Source organism: Lelliottia nimipressuralis (assembly GCF_041464075.1).
In the GTDB taxonomy this organism is placed as follows: Bacteria; Pseudomonadota; Gammaproteobacteria; order Enterobacterales; family Enterobacteriaceae; genus Enterobacter; species Enterobacter nimipressuralis.
Genome location: NZ_CP167172.1, coordinates 654,625 through 667,181, shown reverse-complemented (window position 1 = coordinate 667,181; position 12,557 = coordinate 654,625). Strand labels below are relative to the sequence as shown.

The window sequence follows — 12,557 nt, the reverse complement described above, 5'->3', positions numbered from 1 at the left end:
TTTTTCCGTTATACTGCGATGAGTTTTTTTTCGAATCGAGCTTAATTATGCACCATGTTGTCTCTGCTACCACTAATCCTGCCAAAATTCAGGCAATTCTAAGGGCATTTGAAGAGATCTTCGGCGAAGGATCCTGCCATATCGACGCCGTCGGCGTCGAGAGCGGCGTCCCTGAACAACCTTTCGGAAGCGAGGAAACGCGCGCTGGCGCACGAAATCGCGTCGTGAATGCGAAAGCTCTGCGCCCGCAGGCCGATTTTTGGGTCGCGATTGAAGCGGGAATTGACGAAGGGGCAACCTTTAGCTGGGTGGTGATTGAGAGCCGCGAGCAGCGCGGAGAATCCCGTTCAGCGACGTTGCCTTTACCGGCTACCATTCTGGAAAAAGTGCGGGCCGGAGAAGCACTCGGGCCGGTGATGTCGCACTACACCGGCATCGACGAGATTGGCCGCAAAGAGGGTGCCATCGGCGTGTTTACCGCCGGGACGCTGACGCGTTCGAGCGTTTACCATCAGGCAGTGGTGCTGGCGTTAAGCCCGTTTCATAACGCGGTGTACCGTTGAAACGCCACGATGAGAGCGGATCTTTTGCAGGTCTGATAAGCGCAACGCCATCAGGCCTGCAATTGCACTCTTTCGAGATGGCAACTCAGGCATTTTTCAGCAGCACTTCCTCAAGCCACTGGCGCAGCTCTACCGGGGCTGATTTCAGGCTGTTCGATCCACGGGTAATCGTAGCAATCCCCGCCCCCAGCTCATTCTTAAGCTCACGCTGGCTCATGTCACCCCGCAGCAACTCTTCAATAATGCGCACGCGCGTCCCCAGCGCTTCGCGCTCGTCGGGCGTCAGGATCAGTTGCATCAGAGGCAGGTGCAGATCTTTCTCGTAGGACTGGCGAAGCAGCTCCACAAAACGAAGCCACTCCTGGTTGCGCTGTTCGGCCATCGCCGATGAATAAGGGGAATGCTGGGTCATGTTATGCCGCCGTTTGTACTCTTAGACGAGTACAAGCATAACACAACCCATCCGGATTAATACTTTCTCTGCCACTCCGCGTCGCTCATCAGGGTGTCTTTCTGCCCCATGAAGTAGCGGTAGTAGGCGTCATAGGCCAGCACATTCTTCACATAACCGCGCGTTTCGGAGAACGGAATGCTCTCGATAAACGCCACCGCGTCGATGCGCCCGGCGCTGTTGCCAAGCCAGGTGCGCACACGTCCAGGCCCTGCGTTATACGCCGCCGAAGAGAAGATGCGGTTATTGCCGAACTGCTGATACACATACTGCAAATAGCTGGTGCCGATGTTGATGTTGGTATCCGGATCCAGCAGCTGTGACGGGCTGCTGTAGCCTGGAATATTAAACATCTTCACCGTATGCGTGGCGGTCCCCGGCATAATTTGCATCAGGCCGCTGGCCCCCACCGGCGAGCGCACTTTCGGGTTCCAGGCACTCTCCTGACGGGCAATCGCCATCGCATAGCTCTGCGGGATATCTTTGCCGCTGGTGTAGCGATCAAACAGATCGTTGTAGGCCAGCGGGAAACGCTCTTCCAGATGATCCCACAGTTTTCCGGCGATCGTCGCCTGCACGCTCAGATCCCACCAGCGGTTATCGAACGCATAACGCGCCAGCTGGGCTTTTTCGTCAGTCGTGCGGCTGGTCACCAGGTTGGCCCACTCGCTGCGCGCGGTGTTATCCATGCTCCAGTACATCAGCTCGCGCACGCGCGCCATTTCTGGTCCCTGCGTCAGGGCTGGATTGGCATTTGTCGGAGCTTTGTCGATCTTCAGCGTGTACTCCTCGCCAAGACGCTGCGCCGCCGCCATCGGATAGAAACCGCGCTGCTGCATCAGGGAGTGAAGGATCTCTTTCGCTTCGTCATCACGCCCGCGCTCCATCAGTAAATCGGCCTGCCAGTAACGCCACTCGTCCTTTTCTTTCGCATCCATCGGCAGGCGGGAGAGCCAGGTGTTTAAACCACGGCGATCGCCGGTGCCGAGCGCCATACGCACGCGGCGTTCAACCAGCGACGTCGAGTTTGAGCGCATGATCGCATCGTCGCGCCAGCGCGCCTGCTCGTCGGTCACATCGGTGCCCATCAGACGCCACGCGACGATATCGCGCAGCTCCTGGGTTTGATCGTCGTTGAGCTGCTGCGCCTGCACCAGCTGCGGAATCATCAGCCTTGCGTTTTCCACATCGTCACGCGCCACGCTGGTAAAGGCCACCGCCGCCATTTGGCGGGTGAAATCGGTCGCGCCCGTCGAGCGAGCAAACGTCAGCACAGAATTGGGATCGTTGGCGAGCTGAAGAACCGCTGTGGAAATGGTCTGGTAATCGGAGGGCATCTGCCCGGCCAGCGTGGTCACGAGACGCGTGTTGCCCGCTTTCATCGCCAGGCGAATACGTTCGAGATAGGCCAGCGGATCTTGCTGACCCGATGCGCGCCAGGCGCCAAACAGCGAGTCACAGGCGTTTGGCAGATTTTTGCCCGTCAGCCACAGATCTTTCGCTCCGCTCCAGGCTTCCTGCTGCTGCCCGGTCGCCCATTTAGCGTAATAGAAATTACACTGCGCTTCGGTGGTGCCCGGTTTTTCCGGGCTGAATGCCAGCAGACCGCGCCAGTCTTCACGACGCGCCAGCTCGTTCACAAAGCGCGATTGCAGAGTGCGGGCGGGCGGTAGCGTCGGATTCGCCTGGATAAAATTCGCGACGGTGAGGGTCGGCTGGTTCATGAGATCGTCGGTGATCTGGCGGTATTCCAGATACGGATAGAGCGGATACTCTTTCAGCGTCGGCATCAGTGCCTGCACGGTATCCATCTGCTTACTGTCCCACGCCTGCTTAATTTGCGCATAGCGGTTGCGCTGTTCATCCAGTGAATCGGCATGCGCTGCGTGGCTTATCGTCATCACGCATACGCTGGCAGCCAGCAGACGCCAGACCACCTGTTTGGCTTTTTCCACAAGCTCTTCCTCATTTTGTTGAATACCGTTGCGGCGTCGTGCCACATAAAAATGTAATGGATCTATGCTAACCAGGCATACCGCAACACGCCACGTTATGGACACTTTTTTACCTTTCTTGCGTGCTTTAACACTCCCGACGTTCCTGGCTGGGATTAGGCACTGAAAAAGGCTACACTTCGCAGCTGAATTCTATTTTCTTCACGATAAAAGAGGCGAAGTCCACGTGGCTCAATTCGTTTATACCATGCATCGTGTCGGCAAGGTCGTTCCGCCGAAACGTCATATTCTGAAAAATATCTCGCTGAGCTTCTTCCCGGGCGCAAAAATTGGTGTTCTGGGTCTCAACGGTGCCGGTAAGTCCACCCTGCTGCGCATTATGGCCGGCATCGATACAGACATCGAAGGTGAGGCTCGCCCGCAGCCTGGTCTCAAAATCGGTTACCTGCCGCAGGAACCGAAGCTGAACCCGGAACACACCGTTCGCGAATCCATCGAAGAAGCCGTTTCTGAAGTTGTTAACGCACTGAAAGGCCTGGACGAGGTGTACGCGAAGTACGCTGAACCGGACGCTGACTTCGACAAACTGGCGGCGCAACAGGGTAAATTTGAAGAAATTATCCAGGCGCACGACGGTCACAACCTGAATGTCCAGCTGGAGCGTGCGGCCGATGCGCTGCGCCTGCCAGACTGGGACGCGAAAATCGAAAAACTGTCCGGTGGTGAACGCCGCCGCGTCGCGCTGTGCCGTCTGCTGCTGGAAAAGCCAGACATGCTGCTGCTCGACGAACCAACGAACCACCTGGATGCCGAATCCGTTGCCTGGCTGGAACGCTTCCTGCACGACTTCGAAGGGACCGTTGTGGCGATTACCCACGACCGTTACTTCCTTGATAACGTGGCAGGCTGGATCCTGGAGCTGGACCGCGGCGAAGGTATTCCGTGGGAAGGCAACTACTCCTCCTGGCTGGAGCAGAAAGATCAGCGTCTGGCGCAGGAAGCGTCTCAGGAAGCTGCTCGTCGTAAATCGATTGAGAAAGAGCTGGAGTGGGTTCGTCAGGGTGCTAAAGGCCGTCAGTCTAAGGGCAAAGCCCGTCTGGCACGCTTTGAAGAGCTGAACAACTCCGAATACCAGAAACGTAACGAAACCAACGAACTGTTTATTCCACCAGGCGCGCGTCTGGGTGATAAAGTCGTTGAAGTGAGCAATCTGCGTAAATCCTACGGCGATCGCCTGCTGATCGACGACCTGAGCTTCTCCGTGCCGAAAGGGGCGATTGTCGGGATCATCGGTCCGAACGGCGCCGGTAAATCAACCCTTTTCCGCATGATGTCTGGTCAGGAACAGCCTGACAGCGGCACCATTACGCTGGGTGATACCGTGAAACTGGCCTCCGTTGACCAGTTCCGTGACGCAATGGACAACAGCAAAACCGTGTGGGAAGAAGTCTCCGGCGGGCAGGATATCATGCGTATCGGTAACACCGAGATGCCGAGCCGCGCCTACGTTGGCCGCTTCAACTTCAAAGGTGTGGATCAGGGTAAACGCGTCGGCGAGCTGTCCGGCGGTGAGCGTGGCCGTCTGCATCTGGCGAAACTGCTGCAGGTTGGCGGTAACGTACTGCTGCTCGATGAACCGACCAACGACCTGGATATCGAAACCCTGCGCGCGCTGGAAAACGCCATGCTGGAGTTCCCGGGCTGTGCGATGGTGATCTCGCACGACCGTTGGTTCCTGGACCGTATCGCCACCCACATTCTGGATTACCAGGACGAGGGTAAAGTGGAGTTCTTCGAAGGTAACTTTACCGAATACGAAGAGTACAAGAAACGCACGCTCGGCGCCGATGCGCTGGAGCCAAAACGTATCAAGTACAAGCGTATCTCCAAATAAGTGCCTGATTTGCCCGGCGGCGTTTTGCCTGCCGGGCAAACGAAAGAAAGCAAGCCGGGTAAGGCGTCACTGCCTCCCGGCATTCACACCCCAACGTAAAACCGCTTCACCTCATCAAACTGCATCGCAAACTGGATATAGCTCATCAACGCAGGCGAATTCAGCTTCCGGCTCGGGTAGACCAGCCATAGCTCATTCCCCTCCACGCGCCATTCTGGCAGCACGGGCACCAACGCCCCCTTCTCGATTTTATCTTCCAGCAAAAACGCGGGCAGCAGCGTGATTCCCGCCCCCGCAATGGCACTCTCCCTGGCGTAAACCAGGTTATCCGTGACATGGGCGTTGTCAGGCAGATGCCGATAATCCTCGTCGTTACGACGCAACAGCCACTCCGGCCAGGCTTTGTGAGTGATACAGCGGTGATCCACCAACTGCCGTGGATGTTCCAGAGGAGCAAAGCGCGCCAGATAATCCGGCGAGGCCAGCATATAGCGCGGGCAGTTGCCAATCATACGGCCAATCAATGAAGAGTCCTGCGGCTTGCCGGTGCGCAGCGCGACGTCATAGCCAGACTCCACCAAATCCTGCACATCATCTGAAATACAGACATCGAGTGACACATCCGGATAACGGCGCTGAAACTCCGCATTCAGATGCGCCAGCAGCGTGGCACCAATCCCCGCCGGGCTTGTGATCCGCAGCCGACCGCCGGGATTATCGCGCAGACGCTGAATGGCGTATTCCGCGCGCTCGCTCGCCGCCAGCATCTCGCGGCAGTGCACCAGATAGTGCTCTCCGGCATAGGTTAAATTGAGTTTGCGGGTGGTGCGGTTCAGCAGGCGGATACCGACCTGCTGCTCAAGTTGGCTGATTCGCTGGCTGACGCTCGATTTCGGCAGACTCGCTTTTTGCGCCGCCGCGGTAAAACTCCCCATCTCGGCCACCAGCGCAAACAGGGCCATATCCTGTAGCTGTTTAAACATGATTGTTCATCTCAAGCGAACACTTTGTTATTGATTGTCCATCTTATCACGCAACTGGTGACTTAATAGACTAGCCTCAACAAACGCATTCCATAAGGAGTTCACCATGTCCGTTAAAGCCATTGCCGTTAATCCAGACCAGCCTTCTGCTTTTATTGAGATCACGCAGCCCATGCCGCAGCCCGGCGAGCATGATTTGCTGGTTGAGGTGAAAGCCGTTTCTGTAAACCCGGTCGATACTAAAGTTCATGCCAGCCTGAGCAAAAACGGTCTGCAAGCGCCGCGTATTCTGGGCTGGGACGCCAGCGGAATTGTGAAGGCGGTCGGTGCGGGCGTTACGCAATTCAAAGCCGGTGACGAAGTGTGGTACGCAGGGGATATCACCCGTCCGGGCAGCAATGCCACGCACCAGCTGATCGATGCGCGCATCGTCGGCCACAAACCGCAAAACCTCGACTGGGCTGCCGCAGCGGCGCTGCCCTTAACCGCCCTGACGGCGTGGGAAGGATTGTTTGAACGGCTGAATATCCAGGACGCCGGATCGGACAAAACGCTGCTGATCATCGGGGGCGCGGGCGGCGTCGGATCGCTGGCGATCCCCTTTGCCAAACACAACAGCCAGATCAAGGTGATCGCCACGGCGTCCCGGGAGGATTCGGCTCAGTGGTGCCGGGATCGCGGTGCGGATCTGGTGGTGAATTATCGCGACCTGCAAGGTGAACTGGCGAAGCACGACATTACCTTCGTGGATTACATTTTCATTCTTAACGATACCGACGGGCACTGGGCGGCGGTCAGCGAGCTGATTGCGCCGCAGGGGCATATTTGCACCATCGTTGAGAACGACCATCCGCTGGATCAAAACAAGCTGAAGTCTAAATCTGCTGCGCTGCACTGGGAGTTCATGTATACCCGAAGCATGTATCAGACTGCGGACATGGCGCGTCAGGGTGAGATTCTGAATGAGGTCGCGAAGCTGGTCGAAAACGGTGTGGTGGAGAGTTCGCTGAGCGAGACGCTGCAGGGATTAAGCGTGGAGAGCATTAGCGAAGCGCACCGCAAAGTGCTGGACGGGCATATGCGCGGGAAGGTGGTAGTGCAGTTCTGAGGTCATTAACCTCTTTCTGACCCTCTCCCGAAAGGGAGAGGGGATCGTTCGGAGCAGCGCTTTACGCCTGCTCCCCCATCAACGTCTTCACCAGCTCCACGCAGCGCAGGAAGCGGCCATCGTAGTCCGACTCCTCCACATGGACAAACTCCACGTTATTCTCACGCAGCATATCCACCAGCATGGTCTGGAACTCTTTGCGGTCGACGGAGCTGCCCAGGCTGCGCATCCCATCGGCGACCCACGGCGTATTGTTTTCCAGCAAAATCACCAGATCGAAGCGATATTCATCGATCAGCGCCTGAACAAACGGATGCTCACGGCCCTCGTACTTTTTACAGAACGCCTGAGTGGTCACGAAATCCGTATCCACAAACGCCACTTTGTTCGCGTATTTCACCGCGAAATCAATGTACTGCGCATGGCCCAGCGCGATTTTGTCGTAATCGGAATACTGGAGCGCCATTTCGTCGCCGCCCAGATGTGAGAAGACGTAATCGCGCCCATACTCCCAGGCACTGGTGGTGTTGAAGATATTCGCCAGCTTGTTAACCAGCGTGGATTTACCGCTCGATTCACCGCCCAGAATCGCCACCGTGCGCACAAAGAACGGCTTCACTTCCGTTGGGATGTAATCCCAGTAGCGGAAGGGGTTTTCGCGGATTTGAGCGCCGCTGATGTTCATGAAGGTGCGCTTAGGATCGATCAGCACTGTTTCCGTTCCGAGATGTTCGCGGAACTGCGGCGCATCGGACTCTTCAGAGGTATAGATCCAGTTCGGGGCTATCCCCTTCTCTTCCATAAAGGCTTTGATGCCGTTACTCCACACATCCCAGCCGTGCGGATACGGCTCCATGCCCTCTTCGTTAAAGGCATGAATACGAATGTTTTTTTGGTATTTGAACGTCTGCAGCAGCCAGCGCAGACGGTCTGAGACAGTCGGCTGCTGGGACATGGCGCTGTCTTCGAACAACGCGCGGTCACGCGTGTCATCGTAACCCATGATGATATGCAGCTCATCCACCTGGCTACAGGCGCGCTGAATCAGATAGATATGGCCGGTATGCAGCGGATAAAACTTGCCAAATACCACGCCGATATTCTTTTGCATGCGCGGAAATTCGAGGCCCAGAAAGCGGTGCAGCGCCTCAAGTTTTTGCGCGCTCGGGCTTTTGATTTTGGCATTCAGAAGCTGGCTTAAATAGCCCTTGGTCATCCCGCTGGCTTCCGCCACCTGCTGCAAAGTACAGCCTTTCTGGCGGATCGCGGTTTTAAGATAGTCAAATGTTGACACAAGAGCCTCCTGCTAAGTGAGGCGGGTCAGCAAAACGCTCCCGCCAAAAAAGATACGCACGTTAATATTATAAGTCGTCAAAGACGCTTAACGCATCCGACAGTTTTTTCACCGGGAAAATTTTCATCCCTTCCGGCACTTTTTTCGGTACGTTGGCAGCAGGGACAATGGCACGACGGAAACCGTGTTTCGCCGCTTCGGAGATACGCTCCTGGCCGCTCGGGACCGGGCGAATTTCTCCGGCCAGCCCCACTTCGCCAAACACCACCAGATCCTGCGGGAGCGGTCGGTTGCGCAGGCTGGAGACCATCGCCAGCAGCAGGGCCAGATCGGCACTGGTTTCTGTCACTTTCACGCCGCCCACCACGTTAACGAACACATCCTGATCCGCCATTTGCAGGCCGCCGTGACGGTGCAGCACCGCCAGCAGAATCGCCAAACGGTTTTGCTCAAGCCCGACCGCCACGCGACGAGGGTTGCCCATCATGGATTGATCCACCAGCGCCTGTATCTCAACCAATAGCGGCCGCGTCCCTTCCCAGAGCACCATCACCGAGCTGCCGGCAGTCTCTTCGTCGCCGCGGCTCAGGAAGATGGCCGATGGGTTGCTCACTTCACGCAGACCCTGTTCAGTCATGGCGAAAACGCCCAGCTCATTCACCGCACCAAAACGGTTTTTATGGCTGCGCAGGGTGCGGAAACGGGAATCCGCATCGCCGTCGAGCATCACGGAGCAGTCGATACAGTGCTCAAGCACTTTCGGACCGGCCAGAGAGCCGTCTTTGGTGACGTGGCCGACCATCACGATAGCCACGCCGCGCGTCTTAGCAAAGCGCGTCAGATAGGCGGCGGTTTCACGCACCTGCGCCACGCTGCCCGGCGAAGACTGAATATCCGCCATGTGCATGACCTGGATGGAGTCGATGACCATCAGCTTCGGCTGCTCTTCGTCAGCAATCATACAGATTTGCTCGATGCTGGTTTCCGACAGCATATTCAGATTGCCGGTCGGCAGACCGAGACGGTGCGCGCGCATCGCGACCTGCTGCAAAGACTCTTCACCGGTCACGTACAGGGTTTTCATCTGTTCGGCGAGTTTGCACAGCGTTTGCAGCAGCAGCGTCGATTTACCGGCGCCGGGGTTACCGCCGATCAGAATCGCGCTGCCCGGCACCACGCCGCCGCCCAGTACGCGGTCAAACTCTTTAAAACCGGTGGAAAAACGCGGCACTTCATCGAGGCTGATCTCGGAAAGTTTTTGTACCTTCGAGACGCCAGCGTTACCCGCATAGCCGCTCAGACGCTCGTTACGGGCCACGGTTGGCGAAGCGGCCACACGCACTTCGGTGATGGTGTTCCAGGCATGACAGGCGCTGCACTGCCCCTGCCAGCGCGGATAATCCGCACCACATTCATTACAGACAAATGCGCGTTTTGGAGCTTTCGCCACGGTTTACCTCTTTATTTCTGATTCACGCTACCGGAGAGGATACAGAACACCCCCATCAGATCGGCGTGACGAATGATGACTTCCGTCTTTTCGTTTACTTTTGGCTTGGCATGATAGGCAATGCCCAGCCCGGCCACTTTGATCATTGGCAGATCGTTCGCGCCGTCACCGATGGCGACGGTCTGCGTGACCGGAATTTCATATTTTTCCGCCAGACGCGTCAGGGTGTTGGCTTTGTACTGGGCATCCACGATATCGCCGATCACTTCGCCGGTCAGTTTACCGTCGCGGATCTCCAGTTCGTTCGCCACAACGGTGGTCAGTCGCAGTTTGTCGCGCAGGTAGTCCGCGAAGAAGGTGAAGCCGCCGGAGGCAATCGCCACTTTCCAGCCGAGGGTTTCCAGCTTCAGTACCAGTTGAGTGAGGCCCGGCATCAACGGGAGTTCATCACGCACCTGACGCAGGATGTTGGCATCGGCCCCTTTCAACGTGGCGACGCGCTGCTTCAGGCTGGCGGCAAAATCGAGTTCGCCGCGCATGGCGCGTTCGGTTACTTCCGCCACCATCTCGCCGCTACCGGCCAGTTTCGCGAGTTCGTCGATGCACTCGATCTGAATGGCGGTCGAATCCATATCCATCACCAGTAGTCCTGGCGTTTTCAGATGCGGGATTTTACCCAGTGGCGCCACATCCAGCCCGGCTTCGTGGGCCAGGCGGGTTGCGCGTTGTGTCAGAGATCCGGCCAGACGCAGCACCTGATAATCTTCCACGCACCAGGCCGCCACAATCACCATCGCCGCGCCGAGCTTGGTTTGGTATTGCGTCAGGCGTTGCTTATCCAGGCCACGGCCATACAGCAGCCAGCCGCTACGCCCCGCATGGTAGTCCAGAGGCATGACCTCGTCGCCACTTAATGAGAGCGGCAATCCTGGCCATAAAGAGACGTCATCGGTCAGGTCGCACCAGGTAATGTTCGGCATTGAAGCTCCTGTAAATTGGTTCGCGCCGGAAGGTTCCAGGGGGAAAATAACGCATGAGGCTACCCTGTAACCATCACTTCTGGCAACATTAAGCCGTAAATTTTCAGCAGGTGGAATATGGCTCGCGCAAAACTGAAATTCCGGCTTCATCGTGCAGTGATTGTCCTGTCCTGCCTCGCGCTTCTGGTGGCGCTGATGCAAGGGGCATCCTGGTTTAGCCAGAATCATCAACGACAACGTAATCCGCAGTTCGAAGAGCTGGCGCGAACCCTGGCGCGTCAGGTCACCCTGAGCGTTGCGCCCGCAATGCGCACCGAGACGCCGGACGATAAACGCATCGCCCAAATACTGCGTCAGATTACGGAAAACAGCCGTATTCTGGATGCAGGGGTCTACGACGAACAGGGCGATCTGATTGCCCGCGCCGGTGAGCACGTTGACGTGCGCGACCGTCTGGCGCTCGACGGCAAAAAGGCTGGCGGCTATTTCAATCAGCAAATTATCGAGCCGATTCAGGGCAAGAATGGCCCGCTGGGCTACCTGCGTCTGACCCTCGACACCCACACCCTGCCGACCGAAGCCAAACAGGTGGATAACACCACCAATATTCTACGCCTGATGTTACTCCTTTCGCTGGCGATTGGCGTCGTGTTAACGCGCACGCTTTTGCAGGGCAAACGCACGCGCTGGCAGCAGTCGCCTTTCCTGCTGACGGCCAGTAAATCGGTGCCGGAAGAGGAAGAGAGCGAGAAGAAGGATTAATGGTAAAGTGGGTGGACGATTCGGAAAGGAAATCTGCCATGACGACACTACGCCTGCTTATCTCTGACTCTTACGATCCCTGGTTCAACCTAGCGGTGGAAGAGTGCATCTTCCGCCAGATGCCTGCCACACAGCGCGTCCTGTTTCTCTGGCGCAACGCCGATACGGTGGTCATTGGCCGCGCGCAGAACCCGTGGAAAGAGTGCAACACCCGGCGCATGGAAGAGGATAACGTGCGTCTGGCCCGTCGCAGCAGCGGCGGCGGCGCGGTATTCCATGACCTCGGCAATACCTGCTTCACCTTTATGGCCGGGAAACCGGAGTACGATAAAACCATCTCCACCGCGATTGTGCTCAATGCCCTGAACGCCCTCGGCGTGACGGCAGAAGCCTCCGGGCGAAACGATCTGGTGGTCAAAACCCCAGAAGGCGACCGTAAAGTTTCCGGCTCGGCCTATCGCGAAACCAAAGATCGCGGTTTTCACCACGGCACTTTACTGCTTAACGCTGACTTGAGCCGTCTGGCGAACTATCTCAATCCCGACAAGAAAAAGCTGCAGGCCAAGGGGATTACCTCGGTGCGCGGTCGCGTGGCGAATCTGGTGGAGCTGCTGCCAGGCATTACCCATGAGCAAGTCTGCGCGGCAATTCGTGAGGCGTTTTTCGAACATTATGGCGAGCGCGTCGAGGCGGAAGTGATCTCCCCGGACAAAACGCCCGATTTGCCCAACTTCGCCGAAACCTTTGCCCGGCAAAGCAGCTGGGAGTGGAATTTCGGTCAGGCACCGGCGTTTTCGCATCTGCTGGACGAGCGTTTCACCTGGGGCGGCGTAGAGCTGCATTTCGACGTTGAACGGGGCATTATCACGCGCACGCAGGTGTTTACCGATAGCCTCAATCCGGCCCCGCTGGAAGCGCTGGCGGCCCGTTTGCAGGGATGTTTGTATCGCGCGGAGAGTCTGCAGCAAGCGTGTGACGCGCTGTTAGGCGAGTTCCCGGAGCAGGAAAAAGAGTTGCGGGAGCTGTCGGCGTGGATAGCGAAAGCGGTGCGGTGACAGAAAAGCCCGCAAGCGGGCTTTAACATTGCAGGCCGGGTAAGGCAGAGAAGCCACCCGGC

Annotated in this window: 11 protein-coding genes; 5 read left to right on the top strand and 6 right to left on the bottom strand. The window is 57.2% G+C overall.

Going from position 1 to position 12,557, the window contains the following annotated elements; translation table 11 throughout:
• Positions 1-47 precede the first annotated feature (47 nt).
• Positions 48-563 (top strand): inosine/xanthosine triphosphatase, encoded by a 516-nt coding sequence (gene yjjX / locus ACB496_RS03155; RefSeq protein WP_100777719.1) that lies wholly within the window; start codon positions 48-50, stop codon positions 561-563.
• Between the two features lie 85 nt (positions 564-648).
• Here the strand turns inward: yjjX and trpR are convergent, their stop codons facing one another.
• Both trpR and sltY read right to left on the bottom strand, forming a co-directional pair.
• Positions 649-975: a trp operon repressor gene (gene trpR / locus ACB496_RS03150; protein WP_371974403.1), complete on the bottom strand. Its 327-nt coding sequence runs from the start codon at positions 973-975 to the stop codon at positions 649-651.
• Positions 976-1,031: 56 nt separating this feature from the next.
• Positions 1,032-2,969: a murein transglycosylase gene (gene sltY, locus ACB496_RS03145; RefSeq protein WP_102104552.1), complete on the bottom strand. Its 1,938-nt coding sequence runs from the start codon at positions 2,967-2,969 to the stop codon at positions 1,032-1,034.
• Between the two features lie 226 nt (positions 2,970-3,195).
• Between sltY and ettA the strand changes: the two genes are divergently transcribed.
• Positions 3,196-4,863, top strand: a complete 1,668-nt coding sequence (ettA, locus tag ACB496_RS03140) for an energy-dependent translational throttle protein EttA (protein WP_100777722.1) — start codon at positions 3,196-3,198, stop codon at positions 4,861-4,863.
• An 83-nt stretch (positions 4,864-4,946) separates the two neighbouring features.
• On the opposite strand, the gene ACB496_RS03135 is transcribed toward ettA, so the two are convergent.
• Positions 4,947-5,846 (bottom strand): LysR family transcriptional regulator, encoded by a 900-nt coding sequence (locus tag ACB496_RS03135; protein ID WP_194512674.1) that lies wholly within the window; start codon positions 5,844-5,846, stop codon positions 4,947-4,949.
• Positions 5,847-5,952: 106 nt separating this feature from the next.
• Between ACB496_RS03135 and ACB496_RS03130 the strand changes: the two genes are divergently transcribed.
• A complete protein-coding gene (locus ACB496_RS03130; RefSeq protein ID WP_371974400.1) occupies positions 5,953-6,954 on the top strand; it encodes a zinc-binding alcohol dehydrogenase family protein in 1,002 nt (333 codons plus the stop codon).
• Between the two features lie 61 nt (positions 6,955-7,015).
• Here ACB496_RS03130 and nadR read toward each other — a convergent pair whose 3' ends face one another.
• From nadR to serB, 3 genes are all read right to left on the bottom strand, one after another.
• Positions 7,016-8,248, bottom strand: a complete 1,233-nt coding sequence (nadR, locus tag ACB496_RS03125; RefSeq protein WP_100777725.1) for a multifunctional transcriptional regulator/nicotinamide-nucleotide adenylyltransferase/ribosylnicotinamide kinase NadR — start codon at positions 8,246-8,248, stop codon at positions 7,016-7,018.
• Between the two features lie 67 nt (positions 8,249-8,315).
• Positions 8,316-9,698: a DNA repair protein RadA gene (radA, locus tag ACB496_RS03120; protein WP_100777726.1), complete on the bottom strand. Its 1,383-nt coding sequence runs from the start codon at positions 9,696-9,698 to the stop codon at positions 8,316-8,318.
• Positions 9,699-9,709: 11 nt separating this feature from the next.
• A complete protein-coding gene (gene serB / locus ACB496_RS03115; RefSeq protein WP_371974398.1) occupies positions 9,710-10,678 on the bottom strand; it encodes a phosphoserine phosphatase in 969 nt (322 codons plus the stop codon).
• A 117-nt stretch (positions 10,679-10,795) separates the two neighbouring features.
• On the opposite strand from serB, the gene ACB496_RS03110 reads away from it, so the two are divergent.
• Positions 10,796-11,440 (top strand): YtjB family periplasmic protein, encoded by a 645-nt coding sequence (locus ACB496_RS03110; protein WP_100777728.1) that lies wholly within the window; start codon positions 10,796-10,798, stop codon positions 11,438-11,440.
• Between the two features lie 38 nt (positions 11,441-11,478).
• Positions 11,479-12,495 (top strand): lipoate--protein ligase LplA, encoded by a 1,017-nt coding sequence (gene lplA, locus ACB496_RS03105; protein WP_100777729.1) that lies wholly within the window; start codon positions 11,479-11,481, stop codon positions 12,493-12,495.
• Positions 12,496-12,557 lie beyond the last annotated feature (62 nt).

Bases quoted from the DNA above. Each gene is read 5' to 3' on its own strand.
- serB (WP_371974398.1), bottom strand. From the start codon at position 10,678: ATGCCGAACATTACCTGGTGCGACCTGACCGATGACGTCTCTTTATGG.
- trpR (WP_371974403.1), bottom strand. From the start codon at position 975: ATGACCCAGCATTCCCCTTATTCATCGGCGATGGCCGAACAGCGCAAC.
- ACB496_RS03130 (WP_371974400.1), top strand. From the start codon at position 5,953: ATGTCCGTTAAAGCCATTGCCGTTAATCCAGACCAGCCTTCTGCTTTT.
- ACB496_RS03135 (WP_194512674.1), bottom strand. From the start codon at position 5,846: ATGTTTAAACAGCTACAGGATATGGCCCTGTTTGCGCTGGTGGCCGAG.
- lplA (WP_100777729.1), top strand. From the start codon at position 11,479: ATGACGACACTACGCCTGCTTATCTCTGACTCTTACGATCCCTGGTTC.
- yjjX (WP_100777719.1), top strand. From the start codon at position 48: ATGCACCATGTTGTCTCTGCTACCACTAATCCTGCCAAAATTCAGGCA.
- ACB496_RS03110 (WP_100777728.1), top strand. From the start codon at position 10,796: ATGGCTCGCGCAAAACTGAAATTCCGGCTTCATCGTGCAGTGATTGTC.